General features: G+C 65.4%; 19 protein-coding genes and 1 tRNA gene. 12 read left to right on the top strand and 8 right to left on the bottom strand.

Annotated features, from left to right (window positions below):
- Positions 1–21 precede the first annotated feature (21 nt).
- Entirely contained in the window at positions 22–468 is a 447-nt protein-coding gene (gene fabZ / locus D2V17_RS01420; protein WP_119591362.1) for a 3-hydroxyacyl-ACP dehydratase FabZ, read from the top strand.
- A gap of 205 nt (positions 469–673) precedes the next feature.
- Positions 674–901, top strand: a complete 228-nt coding sequence (rpmE, locus tag D2V17_RS01415; RefSeq protein ID WP_119591361.1) for a 50S ribosomal protein L31 — start codon at positions 674–676, stop codon at positions 899–901.
- A 70-nt stretch (positions 902–971) separates the two neighbouring features.
- On the opposite strand, the gene D2V17_RS01410 is transcribed toward rpmE, so the two are convergent.
- The 3 genes from D2V17_RS01410 to D2V17_RS01400 are packed head-to-tail and all read right to left on the bottom strand — an operon-like array spanning position 972 to position 2,373.
- Positions 972–1,430, bottom strand: a complete 459-nt coding sequence (locus tag D2V17_RS01410; protein ID WP_119591360.1) for a GFA family protein — start codon at positions 1,428–1,430, stop codon at positions 972–974.
- A complete protein-coding gene (locus D2V17_RS01405; RefSeq protein ID WP_119591359.1) occupies positions 1,427–1,735 on the bottom strand; it encodes a hypothetical protein in 309 nt (102 codons plus the stop codon). Before D2V17_RS01405 ends, D2V17_RS01410 begins: the two co-directional genes overlap by 4 nt.
- Positions 1,735–2,373 carry a prolyl hydroxylase family protein gene (locus D2V17_RS01400; RefSeq protein WP_119591358.1) on the bottom strand — a complete coding sequence of 213 codons (639 nt, stop codon included), beginning with the start codon at positions 2,371–2,373 and terminating at the stop codon, positions 1,735–1,737. The genes D2V17_RS01405 and D2V17_RS01400 overlap by 1 nt, the downstream gene beginning before the upstream one ends.
- A 186-nt stretch (positions 2,374–2,559) precedes the next feature.
- Between D2V17_RS01400 and D2V17_RS01395 the strand changes: the two genes are divergently transcribed.
- From D2V17_RS01395 to D2V17_RS01355, 10 genes are all read left to right on the top strand, one after another.
- Positions 2,560–2,636 (top strand) — tRNA-His (locus tag D2V17_RS01395).
- Between the two features lie 43 nt (positions 2,637–2,679).
- The gene (locus tag D2V17_RS01390) at positions 2,680–3,762 is read left to right on the top strand and encodes a Leu/Phe/Val dehydrogenase (protein ID WP_119591357.1); all 1,083 of its coding nucleotides are present in this window, start codon (positions 2,680–2,682) and stop codon (positions 3,760–3,762) included.
- An 86-nt stretch (positions 3,763–3,848) separates the two neighbouring features.
- Positions 3,849–4,598 carry a heme ABC transporter permease CcmC gene (ccmC, locus tag D2V17_RS01385; protein ID WP_119591356.1) on the top strand — a complete coding sequence of 250 codons (750 nt, stop codon included), beginning with the start codon at positions 3,849–3,851 and terminating at the stop codon, positions 4,596–4,598.
- Positions 4,598–4,738 (top strand): hypothetical protein, encoded by a 141-nt coding sequence (locus tag D2V17_RS21130; protein ID WP_191229016.1) that lies wholly within the window; start codon positions 4,598–4,600, stop codon positions 4,736–4,738. Before ccmC ends, D2V17_RS21130 begins: the two co-directional genes overlap by 1 nt.
- Positions 4,735–5,208, top strand: coding sequence for a cytochrome c maturation protein CcmE (gene ccmE / locus D2V17_RS01380; RefSeq protein ID WP_119591355.1), 474 nt, complete (start codon positions 4,735–4,737; stop codon positions 5,206–5,208). Before D2V17_RS21130 ends, ccmE begins: the two co-directional genes overlap by 4 nt.
- Positions 5,205–7,157 (top strand): heme lyase CcmF/NrfE family subunit, encoded by a 1,953-nt coding sequence (locus D2V17_RS01375; RefSeq protein WP_119591354.1) that lies wholly within the window; start codon positions 5,205–5,207, stop codon positions 7,155–7,157. Before ccmE ends, D2V17_RS01375 begins: the two co-directional genes overlap by 4 nt.
- Positions 7,154–7,690, top strand: a complete 537-nt coding sequence (locus tag D2V17_RS01370) for a DsbE family thiol:disulfide interchange protein (protein WP_119591353.1) — start codon at positions 7,154–7,156, stop codon at positions 7,688–7,690. The genes D2V17_RS01375 and D2V17_RS01370 overlap by 4 nt, the downstream gene beginning before the upstream one ends.
- Positions 7,687–8,103: a cytochrome c-type biogenesis protein gene (locus tag D2V17_RS01365; protein WP_119591352.1), complete on the top strand. Its 417-nt coding sequence runs from the start codon at positions 7,687–7,689 to the stop codon at positions 8,101–8,103. The genes D2V17_RS01370 and D2V17_RS01365 overlap by 4 nt, the downstream gene beginning before the upstream one ends.
- On the top strand, positions 8,100–8,819 hold the full coding sequence (locus tag D2V17_RS01360; protein WP_119591351.1) for a tetratricopeptide repeat protein: 720 nt from the start codon (positions 8,100–8,102) through the stop codon (positions 8,817–8,819). The genes D2V17_RS01365 and D2V17_RS01360 overlap by 4 nt, the downstream gene beginning before the upstream one ends.
- 93 nt (positions 8,820–8,912) lie before the next feature.
- Positions 8,913–10,805, top strand: coding sequence for a potassium transporter Kup (locus D2V17_RS01355; RefSeq protein WP_119591350.1), 1,893 nt, complete (start codon positions 8,913–8,915; stop codon positions 10,803–10,805).
- 130 nt (positions 10,806–10,935) lie between these two features.
- Here D2V17_RS01355 and D2V17_RS01350 read toward each other — a convergent pair whose 3' ends face one another.
- The 5 genes from D2V17_RS01350 to D2V17_RS01330 all read right to left on the bottom strand — a co-directional run bounded on the left by D2V17_RS01350 (position 10,936) and on the right by D2V17_RS01330 (position 16,215).
- A complete protein-coding gene (locus tag D2V17_RS01350) occupies positions 10,936–11,583 on the bottom strand; it encodes an inner membrane-spanning protein YciB (RefSeq protein ID WP_119591349.1) in 648 nt (215 codons plus the stop codon).
- A gap of 132 nt (positions 11,584–11,715) precedes the next feature.
- A complete protein-coding gene (gene ftsY, locus D2V17_RS01345) occupies positions 11,716–12,645 on the bottom strand; it encodes a signal recognition particle-docking protein FtsY (protein ID WP_119591348.1) in 930 nt (309 codons plus the stop codon).
- Complete coding sequence (locus tag D2V17_RS01340) at positions 12,642–13,820, bottom strand: MiaB/RimO family radical SAM methylthiotransferase (RefSeq protein WP_119591347.1); 1,179 nt, start codon at positions 13,818–13,820, stop codon at positions 12,642–12,644. The genes ftsY and D2V17_RS01340 overlap by 4 nt, the downstream gene beginning before the upstream one ends.
- Entirely contained in the window at positions 13,817–14,626 is an 810-nt protein-coding gene (gene dapF / locus D2V17_RS01335; protein ID WP_119591346.1) for a diaminopimelate epimerase, read from the bottom strand. The genes D2V17_RS01340 and dapF overlap by 4 nt, the downstream gene beginning before the upstream one ends.
- A gap of 59 nt (positions 14,627–14,685) precedes the next feature.
- Positions 14,686–16,215, bottom strand: coding sequence for a putative bifunctional diguanylate cyclase/phosphodiesterase (locus tag D2V17_RS01330; protein ID WP_191229015.1), 1,530 nt, complete (start codon positions 16,213–16,215; stop codon positions 14,686–14,688).
- Between the last annotated feature and the right edge of the window lie 32 nt (positions 16,216–16,247).

Raw genomic sequence — 16,247 nt, 5'->3', positions numbered from 1 at the left:
AGGCACGACGGGGCAGGGCGCATGAGCGACATCTACGACATCCCGAAGATCCTCAGCGCCCTGCCGCATCGGTATCCGATGCTGCTGGTCGACCGGGTGGTCGAGCTTAACAAGGGCGAGTCCATCCGGGCGGTGAAGGGCGTGACCTTCAACGAGGGGTTCTTTCAGGGCCACTTTCCCGGCGCACCGATCATGCCCGGCGTGCTCCAGATCGAGGCGCTGGCGCAGGCCGCCGGCATCCTCGCTGTGGAGACGCTGGAGCTGGCGGGCAGCGGCAAGCTGGTGTTTTTCATGGCGATCGAGGGCGCGAAGTTTCGCGCTCCCGTCACGCCGGGTTGCCTGCTTGAGCTGGAGGCGAGCTTCGTCCAGCAGCGCAGCAAGGTGTGCAAGTTTGCCGGCAAGGCCAGCGTTGAGGGCAAGACCACCTGCGAGGTGCAGTTCACCGCGATGATCGCCGATCCGGCGTAGTTTGCTTTTCGTCGGCCCATCCGGGCCGACGTCCTCCCGGCTGTTCCCTCCACTTCGTTACGGGGCCGGTGCGGGCGGGCGGTCGCCCTTGCGGCCCTTTGGGCCGTTTTGAGTTGCTTTTCGGGACAGGTGGCGTTAGGGGCGCGCCTTCCCATTTACAGCTGAGGCGGTCGGAACCGCTTCGAGGCTACGAAGGACCAATGCCATGAAGGCCGATATTCATCCCGATTACCACACCATCACGGTCAAGATGACCGATGGGACCGAGTTCCAGACCAAGTCGACCTGGGGCAAGGAAGGCGACACCATGAACCTCGAAATCGACCCGACCAGCCACCCGGCCTGGACCGGCGGTCCGCAGCGTATTCAGGACGGTGGCCGCGTGGCGAAGTTCAACCAGCGTTTCGGCGGCCTCTCGCTCAAGAAGAAGTAAGCGAGCCGCGCCAGCACTGGCGTCTATTCGAAAAGGGCGGCCTCTCGGGGCCGCCCTTTTTCGTTGGCGATCACACCTTGAGATTGTTGAGCGTGCCCCAGTCGCCGTCGGACGAGGGTTCGAAGCGCAGCAGCCCCGCCATCAGGCGCTCGCCGTTGTTGTCCTTCGAATGGCGCTGACCATTGGCGATCGGCACCAGCGGAAAGTCCTCATAGGGGCTGACGTTTTCCAGCGTCGCGACATTGATCGCGTACTTGTCCGGGTCCGAGCGGGCCTGATGGAACAGGTGGATGCCGCAGGTCGGGCAGAAGTGGTGTTTCGCCACCCCGGTGTTGAAGCTGTAGCAGGCGAGCCTGTCCGCACCCTGGGTGATCGTCACTGCTTCGAGCGGTACATAGGACATCACCGCGCCCTTCATCGCACACATGGTGCAGTTGCAGCGCGAGGCGGGCAACGTCTCGTCGGGAAACTCCACGGTGAAGCGGACGGCCCCGCAATGGCAGGAGCCTTGTCGGCGATAGGATGTCATCGGTGCAGGTCCTTCCAGGCTTCGAGATTCCACATGTCGCATAACGGATCGAGCTGCTCCGTCACGAGCCGTTCGGACGGCGGCCAGGGCTCGGCCTTGCCGCCGGTGGCAAAGGCGGCCTCGCGGCTCTGCGCGTCGGGCCACAGTGCGATGGCGACAAGGTCACCCTCCGCGTTCTTGCCAATCAGCGAGCCGAGACCTCCGCGCGTACCCAGATCGCGGGTTGCCTCGCGCCAGCGGTCGAGAAAGGCCGCTTCGTGCTCGGCGGCAACGCGCCAGCGGTAGATAAAGACGGCTCCGCTCATTAGCTCCATCCCCACGGCCTTTCGCGATACCACTTGGTGATCACGTATTTGACGCCTTTGCGCACCTTCATCCCGTGGTGGAGCGTGACCGGGTTGGGGCGGCCATCCTCGCGGCGGTTGCTCCAGCACAGCAGGCGGCCGGTCTCGGGCTTGAAGGTCTTGTCGATCACCTTGAACCGGGTCGCACCTCCGGCCTCGACCGGGTTGAGGTAGATCATGAAGGTCCAGGTGCGGTTGCCCGCCACGTTGCAATACTTGTGAAAGTCCTCGCCGTCGGGCTCGAAATAGTCGGTGTGCGGCTTGAACTCCTGCCCCACGTCATAGCGCTGGCCCTGCACCGGCTCGCCGTGTGCCGGGTCGATGCGGTTGAGTGCATGCAGGCGCTGTTCGAGGTCCACCACGGCGGGTTCGTCAGGCGAGAGGTCGCAGGTTTCGCTGGTGCGGAAGTAGTCGTCACCGTTGGGGTCGGCGATGGTGGAGGGGCGGCGGTCGCGCTCGATCAGGGCGATCAGTTCCTCGCACAGCGCGGGCGGGAGAAATCCGGGCAGCTGAAACAGCTCCAGCCGTGGGTTGGGCACGCGCATCATGCCGGGGGATTCGAGCAGGGTTTCGGGGCTGGTGGCGCCGGGTTGAGTCATGCCTGCGGGTGATAGTCCACGCGCGGCCCGGTTCAAGCATGAACAATAGTCGCACCTTTTGCGCAATTTTCGCTTTGCAAAACGGGGAGTGTGTGCAAGAGGCGCTCGCCCGTGCTTAAAGCCGCTTGACCGGCCGGCACGGGGACGTAACAGCCCGTGCATTGATCAATGCCTGGCTGGCATGTGGCGATCGTAGCTCAGTTGGTTAGAGCGCCGGTTTGTGGTACCGGAGGTCGGGGGTTCGAGACCCCTCGATCGCCCCATTTTCTCCCAGCATTGCAGGCTCTTGCACTGGGGATTCCTGACATGACTGCGCCCGGCTCTGCTGCCATCTGGACCATGCCCGATTTCGACGAGCACGAGCGCGTTGAGGTCATCCATGACCGTGCCTCGGGGCTCACCGCGATCATCGCGCTGCATTCGACTCACCTCGGGCCCGGTGCCGGCGGCACGCGCTTCTGGCACTATCCGCAGCCGCTGGCCGCCGTGCGTGACGCACTGCGCCTGTCGCGCGGGATGAGCTACAAGAATGCGCTGGCAGGTCTGCCCTTGGGTGGCGGCAAAGCCGTGGTGCTGCTCGATGAACAGCGCAGCAAGACGCCAGGGATGCTCGCCGCGTTCGGCGATGCGGTCGAGGCGCTCGCGGGGGCCTATGTCACCGCCGAGGATGTCGGCGCCAGCGTGGCCGACATGGAGGCGATCCATCAGCGCACCGAGCATGTCTGCGGGCTGCCGGTGGCCGAGGGCCAGGCGGGCGGCGATCCCGGCCCCTACACGGCGCGTGGCATCTTCCTCGGCATCAAGGCCGCGGTGGCCTATCGGCTTGGCCGTGCGGACATGGACGGCGTCCACGTTGCGGTGCAGGGCTGTGGTTCGGTCGGCGGCCGGGTGGTGCGGATGCTGGCGGGCGAGGGCGCGCGGGTGACGCTCGCCGATATCGATCAGGCCAAGGCCGAAGCGCTGGCGGCGGAACTGGGCGGCAACTGCGTGCCCACCGATCAGATCATGCAGGTCCCCTGCGACGTGTTCAGCCCCAATGCGCTGGGCGCAATTCTCGACGATGCGAGCATTCCGCAGCTCGATTGCGCAATCGTGGCGGGCGGGGCGAACAACCAGCTGGCCCGCGCCGAGCACGGCGGGATGCTGCGCGAACGCGGCATTCTCTACGCGCCCGACTATGTGATCAATGCGGGCGGCATCATCAATGTCGGCCTCGAATACCTCGCCCGCCGCGCTGGTGAGACCTGCTCGGTCAGCACCGTGATCGAGCGGATCGAGGGCATCGGCACCACGCTCGCCGCGATCTGGGACGAGAGCGAGCGTTCGGGCACCGGCGCGCATGAAGTGGCCGACCGCATGGCGCGACAGGCGATTGGGCGCGGCGAATAGCCCCCGGATAAGCTTGCCCTGCGGGCGCACTAATGCCAAAGGGGCGGTCCGCGTGATGCGGCCAAGAAGTTGACTTTGTCCGAGAGATGCACGGCTACGCCAACCCCGCCCGATTCCTGAAAATCGCCCGCTGGTTCACCATGCCTTTGCTGGTGGGCGGGCTGTTGGTGACTGCGGCGGCGCTGGTCTGGGGCTGGACCTCGGCTCCGCCCGACCGGCTGATGGGCGATTCGGTGAAAATCCTGTTCATCCATCTGCCCGCCGCCTGGCTCGGCATGGGCGGGTGGACGGCGATTGCCATTGCCAGCCTCGTCGAGCTGGTCTGGCGGCACCCGCTCGCGGCGATCTCGGCGCGGGCGGTGGCGGTGCCGGGGGCGGTGTTCGCCTTTCTGTGCCTCGTCACCGGCTCGATCTGGGGCCGCCCGACCTGGGGCACCTGGTGGGTGTGGGACGGACGGCTGACCTCGATGCTGGTGCTGCTGTTCCTCTATCTCGGCTATATCGCGCTGACCAATGCGCTGGCCCGCGAAGGCTCGTCGAGCCGGATCGCGGCGATTTTCGGGCTGGTCGGTGCGATCAACGTGCCGATCATCAACCGTTCCGTGGTGTGGTGGAACTCGCTGCATCAGCCGGCCTCGATCACGATGGGCAATTCGGCCATCGACCCGGTCTATCTTTACCCGCTGCTCGCCAGCGTGCTGGGCTTCTCGCTGCTGTTCGGCGGCGTGGTCTTCGCGCGGATGCGGGCGATTCTGGCCGATGCGCAGGCCGAAGCACGGCTGCGGCGCAAGGCGCAGAAGGCCGAACTGGCGCAAACCGCCCGAGGAGACGCCTGATGCGCGAAACGCTCGACATGATGGACTTCGTCTATGCGGCATATGCGATCTGCCTTGTCGGCACGCTGACGCTGGCGGGGTGGAGCTTTGCCAGCATGCGTGCGGCGGAAAAGCGCCGTGAGGAGAGCCGCAGGAAATGACCGACAGTGCAACCAGAGGTCTCAAGCCGAAGCATCAGCGGCTGGTCTTGCTCAGCCTTGCGCTGGTGGCGCTGATCGGTGCCGGGCTGCTCGCGGCCTGGGCGCTGCGCAATCAGGCGAGCTATTTCTACCTCCCGAGCGAGATCGTCGCCCACGCGCCCGGACCGGATCAGGGCGTGAGGCTTGGCGGCATGGTCGAGATGGGCTCGATCAAGGAGCAGCCCGATGGCACCACCATTCACTTCGTGGTGGAAGACGGCACGGCCAAGGTGCCGGTCAGCTTCACCGGCATCGTCCCGGCGCTGTTTGTCGAAGGCTCGGGCGTCGTCGCCGATGGCCGGATGGGCGCCGACGGTGTGTTCGTGGCTGAAGAGCTGCTTGCGAAGCATGATGAGAACTACGTGCCCAAGGAGCTTGAAGGGATGAGCCAGGAGCAGGTGCGTAGGCAAGTGGAAGCGACGCTCGAATGATACCGGAGATCGGCCTTGCCGCGCTGTGGCTGTCCGCGGCGCTTGCTGCCTTGCAACTGATCGGCGGGCTGCTGGGGGCGGGCGAGAAGAGCCATCCGCTGGCCGCCCTCGTGCGCCCGGCGGCCCTGCTTCAGGCCGGGCTGTGCGGGCTGGCGTTCCTGTGCCTGCTCTACAGCTTTATCGTCACCGATCTTTCGGTGCTGCTGGTGGCGAACAATTCGCACTCGATGAAGCCGATGGTGTTCAAGATCGCCGGTGCCTGGAGCAACCACGAGGGCTCGATGCTCATGTGGGTGACGATCATGGCCGTGGCGGGCGGGGCGATCGCGCTGATCGAGCGGCGGCTGCCCGAACGCACGATGCTGGCGACGCTCGGCGCGCAGGCCTTCGTCGGGCTGGGGTTCTATGCCTTCCTGCTGATCTCCTCCAATCCGTTTGAGCGGCTCAACCCGGCACCGCCCGAGGGTTCGGGCCTCAACCCATTGTTGCAGGACGTGGCGGCCGCCTACCATCCGACCACCCTCTATGTCGGCTATGTCGGCCTGTCGGTGGCGTTCAGCTTTGCCGTCGGCGCGCTGCTCACGCGCAATGTGACGCCCGACTTTGCCCGCGTGATGCGCCCCTGGGTGCTGGGCGCGTGGATTTTCCTTACCATCGGTATCACCGCCGGCTCGTACTGGGCTTATTATGAGCTGGGCTGGGGTGGCTGGTGGTTCTGGGACCCGGTGGAAAACGCCTCGCTGATGCCCTGGCTGGCAGCGACGGCCTTGCTGCATTCGGCCAGCGTGCTCGCCGCGCGCGATGCCTTGCGGACCTGGACGATCATGCTCGGCGTGGTGGCCTTCTCGATGAGCATGGTCGGCACCTTCCTCGTGCGTTCGGGCATTCTCACCAGCGTTCATGCCTTCGCGGTCGATCCCGAGCGCGGCAGCTTCATCCTCGCTCTGCTGGCGATCAACATCGGCGGCGCGCTGGCGCTCTTCGCTACCCGCGCGGGCACCGTGGCCGAGGGCGAACGCTTCTCGCCGATGAGCCGCGAGGGTGCGCTGGTGGTCAACAACGTCATGCTGTCGGCTATCCTCGGCATCGTGTTGCTGGGCACGCTCTATCCGCTGCTGACCGAAGCTTTCGGCGTGAAGGTCTCGGTGGGGCCGCCCTATTTCGATCCGGTGAGCGCGATCTTCTTCTTCCCGATGATGGCGGTGCTGGTGATCGGGCCGCTGCTGCGCTGGCGCAAGGACAGCTTTGCCCGCGTGAAATGGCCGGTGCTGATTGCCGCTGCGCTGGGGCTGGCCGTACTGATTGGCACCGCTGTGCTCACCGATATTGCCGTGCTGGCGTTGCTTGGCCTCGGGCTTTCGATTGCGGTGGCGGTGTCGAGCTTCATGCCGCTGCGCGGGCGCTCGCTGCGGCGCTTGCCGCTGGCGGTCTGGGGCATGTGCATCGGGCACTTCGGGCTCGCCGTGGCGCTGTTCGGTATGTCTGCCGATAGCGCGTTCCAGCAGGAGCGGCTGATCGCCTCTGACATCGGCGACGTGGTCGACATCGGCCCGTGGCAGGTGCGGCTCGATGCGGTGAAGCCCGCCGCCGGGCCGAACTGGGTCGCGATGGAGGCCGAGATGCAGGTCGCCTACGAGGGCGGCAAATGGCGCGATGCGCGTCCGCAGGACCGTCATTTCTGGGCTCCGCCGCAGGAAACCAGCGAAGTGGCGCTGATCACGCGCTGGAACGGCCAGCTGTATGTCGCGATGGGCAACCAGGTGCAGGACGGGCGCTGGCAGCTGCGCCTGTGGTGGAAGCCGTTTGTCACCTGGATCTGGTATGGCGGCCTGTTGATCGCACTGGGCGGCGTGCTGGCGCTGGTCGGGCGCGTGGTGAGCGATCTGCGCCGTCGCTCGGCGGCGGGCAAGCTGGCCGAGCGCCGCGAAGAGCAGGAGGCACGCGCATGAGGAAAGTCCGCATCGGCCTGTGGGTGCTGGTTGGCATTGCCACCTTCCTGTTCGGCCTGTTCGCCTATCAGCTGAGCCAGCCCAAGGAAGAATTCGTGAAGAGCGCGATGGTCGGGCAGGAGATTCCCGCTTTTGACCTGCCCGCTGCCAGCGGAAGCCGCCCGGCGCTTTCCAGCGCCGATCTGGCTGACGGCAAGCCCAAGCTGCTCAACATCTTCGCCAGCTGGTGCGTACCCTGCGCCGCTGAGGCCCCGCAACTGGCCGAGCTGGAGCGCGCCGGTGTGCCCATTGTCGGTGTGGCGATCCGCGACCGCGAGGAAGACGTGGACCGTTTTCTCGCCACATACGGCAACCCCTTCACCCGCATCGGGCGTGACGACATTTCCGAGGTGCAGCTTTCGCTCGGCTCCTCGGGGGTGCCGGAAACCTTCGTGATCGACGGCAAGGGGCGCATCACCTATCAGCATATCGGCGATATCCGCCCGGAGCAGGTCAGCATGATCCTTGAGGAACTGCGGAAGGCAGGCGCATGAAGAGGCTGATCGCTCTGCTGGCGCTGGTCCTCGCGCTGCCGCTGGCTGCCCCGGTGCTGGGGCAGGATACCATGCCGCCCGCGCCCTATGCCTATCAGCAGCTCGAAGACCCGGCGCTTGAAGCCAAGGCGCAGGAACTGATGTTCACGCTGCGCTGCCTCAAGTGCCAGAGCCAGTCGATTGCCGACAGCGATGCACCGATGGCGGGCGACATGCGCCATCAGGTCCGCACCCGCATTGCCGCGGGCGAAGATCCCGAGGCGATCCGCGCCTGGCTGGTCTCGCGCTATGGCGACTATGTCAGTTACAAGCCTCATCTGAGCAGCTCGACCTGGCCGCTGTTTGCGATTCCGGTAATCGTGGTGCTGGTGGCGGGCTTTGCCATCGTGCGGCGGATGAGGGCGCGCAAATGATCTGGCTGGTCGTCATTGCGCTTGCCGCGCTGGCCTTTGCTGCCGGTGTGGTGCTGTTCAGGATCGAGAAGGGCCTGTGGTCGAGCCTGCTGGCGGCGCTTGCCGTCGGCCTTGCGGGCTATGCGCTTCAGGCCAGCCCCGGTTTGCCCAGCGCGCCCAAGGTTGCGGGCGAGGACAGGAGCAATCCGCTGTTCGACGTCGTCGAGGTGCGCCGCGATCTGCTCGCCAAAGACGAGCATTCGCGCGCCGATTTTATCGTTACCGCCGATGCCCTTGCCCGCGAGGGGCGCTATGAGCAGGCGGCGCAGCTGCTGGCCTCGGTAACGCGCAAGAACCCGCAGGATTTCGAAGCCTGGATTGCCGAGGGCAATGCGCTGGTCGAACATGCCGACGGCGTGCTGACGGTGCCCGCGCTCTATGCCTATCGGCAGGCGGCCGAGCTGAAGCCCAGGCATCTTGCGCCCAATTACTTTCTCGGTGTGGCGCTGATTCGGCAGGGGCGGTTTGCCGAGGCACGGCAGGTCTGGGCCGATTCGCTGGCGGCCGCACCCGAAGGTGCCACCGGGCGGGAGATCGTTGCCCAGCAGCTTGAGCGGCTCGATGCGATGCTGACCGCTGTCTCGCAGCAAATGGAACAGGAACGCAGCGCGGCTGCCGAGTCTGGGGTGCCTGCGGCCCCTTCTGCGCCCGTTTCTCCCGCTTCGTCCGCGCCTTAGACACATGAGCTGCCCGCGATTGCACCGGGTTTGCCACACTGCTAAGCGGCGCTCTTCGCATTTGCACACAAGCGACATGAGTCGATTTTCTCGATGAGCGTAGCCGGGTCCAACCGCACCAGTGCCAAGCTGAAACTCGCTGTCGGTGCCGTGGGCATCGTGTTCGGCGATATTGGCACCTCGCCGCTCTATGCGTTCCGCGAGACCTTTCGTGGTGCCCATCACCTGCCGATCGACGATATTCACATCTTCGGTGTGCTGAGCCTGATCTTCTGGTCGATGACCATCGTGGTGTCGCTGCAATACGTCACCATCCTGATGAGCGCCGACAACAAGGGCGAGGGCGGCTCGCTGGCGCTGGTGGCATTGCTGTCGCGCCATGTCGGCAAGTCGAAGCATAGCTGGCTGGTGGTGCTGCTGGGCGTGGCGGCGACCGCGCTGTTCTACGGCGATTCGATGATTACCCCGGCAGTCTCGGTGTTGTCGGCGGTCGAGGGTCTGGCCGTGGTCGACAGCCGGCTTGACGATCTGGTGATTCCCATCGCGCTGGTGCTGCTGATCGCGCTGTTTATTCTGCAAAAGCGCGGCACGGCCAAGGTCGGGGCAATGTTTGCGCCGGTGATGGGGCTCTATTTCCTCGTGCTGGCGCTGCTGGGCATCTGGTACATCGCGCAGAGCCCGCAGATCCTGTGGGCATTGAACCCCTGGTACGCCTACCAGTTCTTCCTCATCGACAAGTGGTTCGCCTTCCTCGCGCTCGGCTCGGTGGTGCTGGCGGTGACGGGCGCGGAGGCGCTCTATTCCGATATGGGTCATTTCGGGCGCGGGCCGATGCGGCTGTCGTGGTTCGGCTATGTGATGCCGTGCCTGCTGCTCAACTACTTCGGGCAGGGCGCGATGATCATCGGGCTGGGCGATGCGGCGGCCGAGGAAGCGATCCTCAACCCGTTCTTCTATCTTGCGCCCGAGGCCTATCGCCTGCCGCTGGTGATTCTGGCCACCTGCGCCACCTTCATCGCCAGCCAGGCAGTGATCTCGGGGGCCTTCTCGATCACCCATCAGGCGGTTCAGCTCGGCTTCGTGCCACGCCTGTCGATCCGCCACACCAGCGACGAGCACCACGGCCAGATCTATATCCCGGTGATCAACTGGGCGCTGATGTGCGGGGTGATCCTGCTGGTGCTGTTCTTTCAGAAGTCGTCCAACCTGGCGAGCGCCTATGGCATCGCGGTGACCGGGGCGATGACGATCGACACGCTGCTGATGGCGGTGCTGTTCGTCAGCGTGTGGAAGTGGAAGTGGTGGATGGCCGCGCCCGTGGTGGTGCTGTTCCTGATCGTCGACGGGGCCTATTTCATGGCCAACCTTACCAAGGTTGCCGATGGCGGCTGGTTCCCGCTGATGATCGGTGCCATCGCCTTCACCCTGCTCACCACCTGGGCGAAGGGGCGCAAGCTGATGCGCCAGCGGATGAGCGAGTTCTCGCTGCCGCTCGATATTTTCGCCAAGTCGGCCCGGTCGAGCACGGCGCGGGTGGAGGGTACGGCGATCTTCCTCGATTCGGCGACAGCCGGCACGCCCTCGGCGCTGCTGCACAACATCAAGCACAACAAGGTGCTGCATGACCGGGTGGTGGTGCTGACGGTGAGAATTGCCGATACGCCCTATGTCGATCCGGAATCGCGGGTCGAGGTGATGGAACTGGGCGACGGGTTCTACCGGGTCACGCTGCACTATGGCTTCATGGAAGAGACCAACGTGCCGCAGGCGCTCGGCAACCAGCAGATATGCGGCGGTCCGTTCGATATGATGAAGACGAGCTTCTTCCTCTCGCGGCAGACGCTGCTGTCGGCGGACAAGCCGGGGATGATGGTCTGGCGCGAGAAGCTGTTTGCGTGGATGATGCGCAACTCGACCACAGCGATGGAGTTCTTCGGCCTGCCGACGAACCGCGTGGTGGAACTGGGCAGCCAGGTCGAGATCTAGGATCAAATCCCGTTCGTGGTGCGGAGGGGGTGAGGGCGAAGGCCGAACCCCGTCTCGAACCACACGCGCTGCCACTTGGGCACTCAGCCTGCGGCTTCGAGCCCTCCTCAGGACGAACGGATGCGTGCAATTACTCGTGCGGTGGGTTCTGCACGACTTCCTCTTCATCGCCCAGCGACAGCCCGTGCTTCAACAGCATCGGGATCTGGGTGAAGGTGAACAGGAACGATAGCGGCATGAACAGCCACAGCTTCGCGGCCAGCCAGCTTTCAAAGCTCAGCGTGTAAAGCAGCACGGTGTTCAGCACGGCGAGGAACAGGAAGAATATCCCCCAGTTGCGGCTGAGCTTGAGCCAGCCTTCGTCGCTCAGCCCCTCGAAGGCAGTTTCGAGCAGCACCTTGAGCAGAGCCTTGCCCTTCAGCCAGCCGCCCAGCAGCATCACCCCGAAGCCGAGATAGATCACGGTCGGCTTCCATTCGATGAAGCGTTCGTCCTGAAAGTAGATGGTCAGCGCGCCGAAGCCGACGATCAGCACGGTCGACAGCCACAGCATCGGGCTGATCTTGCCGAGCCGCAACTTGCTCACCGCCAGCGCCACGAGCGAGGCGACGATGAAGGCGCCGGTGCCTTTGACCACGGCGAGGATTTCGCCCGCTGCATCCTCGCCATCGGGCGCGAACCATTTGTAGGCGAGGAAGAACACCAGCAGCGGGCCGTAGTCGACCGCGACGTTGAGCCAGCCGCTGGCAGGTTTTTTCCTGGGGGCTTCGGTGGTCATGCTATCCCAACAATCTCTAGTCCGCTCATCCTGAGCTTGTCGAAGGATTGCCCTTTCTTCCGCCTGAAGCGCTGAAAGAAAAGCAGCCCTTCGACAGGCTCAGGGCGAACGGTGTGTATTCTTTAATCAGCCTCAGGCCACCCCGGCAATCACGCGGGCGACCAGATCGGGGTCGAACGGGCGCAGGTCGTCGAGTTTCTCGCCCACGCCGATGGCATGGATCGGCAGGCCATATTGCTCCGCCGCCGCCACCAGCACGCCGCCGCGCGCGGTGCCGTCGAGCTTGGTCATGATCAGCCCGGTGACGCCCGCCACCTCCTTGAAGATCTCGATCTGCGACAGCGCGTTTTGCCCGTTGGTCGCATCGAGCACCAGCACCACGTCATGCGGCGCCTCGGGGTTGAGGCGGCCGAGCACGCGGCGGATCTTGGCCAGCTCGTCCATCAGCTCGCGCTTGTTCTGAAGCCGTCCGGCGGTGTCGACCACCAGCGCGTCGATCCCGGTGTCGGTCGCCTGCTTCACCGCATCGAACACGATCGAGGCCGGGTCGCCGCCCTCGGGGCCGGTGATGATCGGCGCGCCGATGCGCTCGGCCCAGACCTTCAGCTGGCCGATGGCGGCCGCGCGAAAAGTATCGCCCGCGGCCAGCAGCACGCCATAATCGTCCTCCTGAAACCAGTGCGCGAGCTTGGCGATGGTGGTGGTCTTGCCCGAGCCGTTGACCCCGATCACGAGGATCACCTGCGGGCGCGGGAAGGCGGTCACCTCCAATGGCTTGGCTACGGGGCGCAGGATCGCGGCGATCTCTTCGGCTACCGCCTCCTTCAGCTGCTGCTCGGTGATGGTAAGGCCGAAGCGTTTTTCCGCCAGCTTGGCGCGGATGCGCGCGGCGGCCGAGGGGCCGAGGTCCGACAGGATCAGCGCATCCTCGACCTCGTCGAGCGTGGCGTTGTCGAGCGTGGCCGAGCCGACCACCCCGGTGAGGTTGTCGGCAAGGCGTTCGGAGGTCTTGCGGAAGCCGCCGAACAGCTTCTGCGACCAGGACGGAGCGCTATCGGTCAAACCAGCAGGCCTTCTGTCACTTGGGTGGGAGTTATGGCGATAATCGTGCCGCGCGCGGTGCCCTGCGGTAGCTGCACGCGGGCGAAGTTGCCAGCATAGCCGGTGCCGTCGCTTTCGGTAAGGACGGATAGCCGTTCGCCCACAAGGCTGGCGAGCCATTGCTGGCGCGCTGCGGCGACGGCCTCGCGCAGTTCTGCCGCGCGTTGGCGGATCACCGGCTTTGCGACCTGCGGCATGCGCGCGGCAGGCGTGCCGGGGCGGGGCGAATAGGGAAACACGTGGCCGTGGACGACCGGCAGCTCGGCGATGATCGACAGGTTGTCGGCATGGTGGGCGTCGGTCTCGGTGGGAAAGCCGGCGATAATGTCGGCGCCCACGGCGATTTCGGGCCGCGCGGCCTTGAGCCGGGCGACCAGATCGAGCGCTTGTGCACGGCTGTGGCGGCGCTTCATGCGCTTGAGGATGAGGTCCGCCCCGTGCTGCAAGGAGAGGTGGACATGCGGCATCACCCGGTGCTCGTGGGCGATAAGATCGAACAGCTCGCCGTCGATCTCGATCCCGTCGAGCGAGGACAGGCGCAGGCGTTGGAGCTGCGGGAAGGCATCGAGCAGCGCGCGGACCAATGTGCCGAGCGATGGCGCTCCGGGCAGGTCATGACCCCAGCTGGTGAGGTCGACCCCGGTCAGTACCACCTCGGGCGCACCCTGAGTGAGGTGTTCCTCGACCTCGCGCAGAACCTCGGCCACGCTCAGCGAGCGGCTCGCGCCGCGCCCTTGTGGGATGACGCAGAAGGTGCAGGCGTGGTCGCAGCCGTTCTGCACCGCGATAAAGGCGCGGGTGTGCAGCGGCGGAGGGGTGCGCTCGGGCTCGGGCACGTTCCAGGCGCGCGCGTCGAGCTTGTCGGCATTGGCGATCAGGCCGTCGACCTCGGGCATGGCGGCGAGCTGCTGGCGCTCGATATCGGCGGCGCAGCCGGTGACGAGCAGGCGCGCATCGGGATGGGCGCGGCGCGCGCGGCGGATCGCCTGCCGGGTCTGGCGCACGGCCTCCGAGGTGACAGCGCAGGAATTGACCACCACCAGATTGCCTTCGCCCGCCACCAGCGCGCGGATACGCTCGCTTTCGGCGATGTTCAGGCGGCAACCCAGCGAGATAACTTCAGGCGCTGCGTTCAAGCGAAGTCGTCCCAGGCGAAGCTGCCGCGAAAGCTGACCGTGGCGGGGCCGGTCATGGTGATGCGGTTGTCTGCGCCCCAGCCGATCCGCAGCGGACCGCCGGGGAGGATCACCGTTACTTCACGTTCCGTCAGCCCGCGCCGCATGGCCGCAACGGCGGTGGCGCAGGCGCCAGTGCCGCAGGCGCGGGTGAGGCCGACACCGCGCTCCCACACGCGCAGGCGGATCGTCTCGCGGCCCACCACGGTGGCGACGTTGACGTTTACCCGCTCGGGGAACACGGCGTCGTGCTCGATCTGCGGGCCAAGCTGCTCGAGCGGCACCGCGTCGCAGTCGGGCACGAAGAAAATCGCATGGGGATTGCCGACATTCACCGCGACGGGCTGCTCCAGCTCGTCCCAGCCGAGCGGCATGGCCAGCGTGTCCATCGCATAGGCGAGCGGGATTTCGTCCCAGCCCAGGCGCGGCTCGCCCATATCGACGCTGATCCCGGCGCTGTCGGGGCGGGTGGCAATCGTGCCGCCGAGGGTTTGGAGCGTGGCCGGTTCTCCCAGCAACAGGCCGACCGCGCGGCTGGCATTGCCGCAGGCCTCGACCTCGCCGCCATCGGCATTGTGGATGACCATGCGGCAGGTGGCATCGGCGCTCGGCTTCAGCAGGATGAACTGGTCGCAGCCGATCCCGACATGGCGGTCGGCCAGCATCCGCACCCGTTCGGGCGTGAAGGCGGGCAGGCGATCGGCGCGGTCGTCGATGACCACGAAATCGTTGCCTAACCCATGCATCTTGGTGAATTCTACGCGCATCTCCGCGCAAGTAGGGCGCGCGCCGCCCGGTGGCAATGGCTGTGCTGCCGGTAAACCGGTCAGCTGGCGAGGCGCCCAGCGATGGGAGCCTCATTGGCCGCTGATGCCGGTTGGGCCAGCCCGGCCTCGGCCAGCCGTTCGCGCGTTGTGGCGGCGTCCTCGGGGCGACCGTAGAGAGAGCCCTGACCGTTGAGCTTGCCAAAGCACTTCAGCGCTTCGAGCGCTTCGGGGGCTTCGATGCCTTCGGCGGTAATCGGCAGGTTGCGCAATTGGGCGAGGCTCGCATAGCCGGTGCCGAAATCGTCGAGGCTGATCCTGATGCCTTGATTCTTGAGGCTGGTGGTCATCATGCGCACCGCCGCGATATTCTCGTGCAGCGAGCTTTCGGTGATCTCGATTCCGAGCCGCGAGGGCGGAAAGCCGGTTTCGACCAGCATGTGCAGCAGCTTCTGCGCAAACCACGGATCGCGCAGCTGTACAGGCGAAATGCTGACCGACAGCGTCAGGTGCGGAGCCCAGTCCTTCGCGTCGATCAGCGCCTGGTGGATCAGCGATTCGGAAAGATCGGCAATCAGTTCGCTTTCCTCGGCGACGGGAATGAACACGTCCGGGCTTACGAGGCCGTAGTCGGGCGATTTCCAGCGCGCCAGCATTTCGAAGCCGACCAGTTCGCCGGTCGCGATGTCGATCTGCTGCTCGTAGTAGGGGACGAACTCGCCAAGCGTGATCCCACGGCGGATCGCACCTTCCAGCTCGTTGCGGAGGCGGAATTCGGTTTCCATAGCCGGCGTGAACCAGCAGTGGCGGTTGCGCCCGCGCTTTTTGGCCTGATACATCGCGATGTCGGCGCGGTGGAGCAGCGCTTCGGCGTTCAGAGCGGCCGTGTCTGCCTTGCTGTCGGCGGTCGTGGCAATGCCGAGCGAAGTGCTGACGGTGGCTTCGACGCCTTCGTGCACGATCGGCTTCCTGACCTCGTCGATGAGCTTGGTGGCAATGGCTTCAACGCGCGATTCCGCCTCTGCGGCATAGTTCATCGCGCAGGCGAACTCGTCGCCGCCCATGCGGATCGCAATGCTTCCGGCAGGTATGACCGAGCTGACGCGCCAGGCCACGCCTTCGAGCACGCGGTCGCCAAACTGATGCCCGTTGAAATCGTTGACCTGCTTGAAGTTGTCGAGATCGAGCACCATCACCGCCACCGTGTCGCCGCTTTCGGCAGCTTCCGAGAGCATCCGGTCGATGGCGGGCAAACCGGCGCGACGGTTAAAGCACCCGGTGAGCGGGTCGATCTTGGCCAGTTCCTGCGCCTGCTGTTCGGCCCACCGCCGTTCGCAGACTTCCTTGTTGAGGTCGTTGTAGCGGCGCCAGCCGAAAATCAGCAGCGCGATATTGAGCAGCAAGGCATTGGATAGCAGAATGTCGGGCGAATAGGTGCCGGTCATCCACGAGCTGACGATCCTGGGCATCAGGCTGCCGCCGGTGCCCACAAACAGGATGATCGCCGCCGTAGCAATGCCAAGGGCAACGATATCGTAATCTGCCTTGCCACTCTGGCGCTCTGTCCGGCTTTTGTTCTTGTGCTGATGCATAGGCAGCTCTTGTCGACAGGCCCTCAAACGCG

The organism is Aurantiacibacter xanthus (genome assembly GCF_003584015.1).
Lineage (GTDB): Bacteria > Pseudomonadota > Alphaproteobacteria > Sphingomonadales > Sphingomonadaceae > Alteraurantiacibacter > Alteraurantiacibacter xanthus.
The sequence above is the reverse complement of the archived record's forward strand: the minus strand, read 5'-3'. Positions and strand labels throughout refer to the sequence as shown.

Coding starts and splice junctions, on each gene's coding strand:
- D2V17_RS01360 (WP_119591351.1), top strand. CDS start 8,100: ATGATCTGGCTGGTCGTCATTGCGCTTGCCGCGCTGGCCTTTGCTGCC.
- D2V17_RS01405 (WP_119591359.1), bottom strand. CDS start 1,735: ATGAGCGGAGCCGTCTTTATCTACCGCTGGCGCGTTGCCGCCGAGCAC.
- D2V17_RS01355 (WP_119591350.1), top strand. CDS start 8,913: ATGAGCGTAGCCGGGTCCAACCGCACCAGTGCCAAGCTGAAACTCGCT.
- D2V17_RS01400 (WP_119591358.1), bottom strand. CDS start 2,373: ATGACTCAACCCGGCGCCACCAGCCCCGAAACCCTGCTCGAATCCCCC.
- dapF (WP_119591346.1), bottom strand. CDS start 14,626: ATGCGCGTAGAATTCACCAAGATGCATGGGTTAGGCAACGATTTCGTG.
- D2V17_RS01390 (WP_119591357.1), top strand. CDS start 2,680: ATGACTGCGCCCGGCTCTGCTGCCATCTGGACCATGCCCGATTTCGAC.
- D2V17_RS21130 (WP_191229016.1), top strand. CDS start 4,598: ATGCGCGAAACGCTCGACATGATGGACTTCGTCTATGCGGCATATGCG.
- D2V17_RS01350 (WP_119591349.1), bottom strand. CDS start 11,583: ATGACCACCGAAGCCCCCAGGAAAAAACCTGCCAGCGGCTGGCTCAAC.
- ccmE (WP_119591355.1), top strand. CDS start 4,735: ATGACCGACAGTGCAACCAGAGGTCTCAAGCCGAAGCATCAGCGGCTG.
- D2V17_RS01365 (WP_119591352.1), top strand. CDS start 7,687: ATGAAGAGGCTGATCGCTCTGCTGGCGCTGGTCCTCGCGCTGCCGCTG.
- ccmC (WP_119591356.1), top strand. CDS start 3,849: ATGCACGGCTACGCCAACCCCGCCCGATTCCTGAAAATCGCCCGCTGG.
- D2V17_RS01370 (WP_119591353.1), top strand. CDS start 7,154: ATGAGGAAAGTCCGCATCGGCCTGTGGGTGCTGGTTGGCATTGCCACC.
- D2V17_RS01330 (WP_191229015.1), bottom strand. CDS start 16,215: ATGCATCAGCACAAGAACAAAAGCCGGACAGAGCGCCAGAGTGGCAAG.
- fabZ (WP_119591362.1), top strand. CDS start 22: ATGAGCGACATCTACGACATCCCGAAGATCCTCAGCGCCCTGCCGCAT.
- D2V17_RS01410 (WP_119591360.1), bottom strand. CDS start 1,430: ATGACATCCTATCGCCGACAAGGCTCCTGCCATTGCGGGGCCGTCCGC.
- rpmE (WP_119591361.1), top strand. CDS start 674: ATGAAGGCCGATATTCATCCCGATTACCACACCATCACGGTCAAGATG.
- D2V17_RS01375 (WP_119591354.1), top strand. CDS start 5,205: ATGATACCGGAGATCGGCCTTGCCGCGCTGTGGCTGTCCGCGGCGCTT.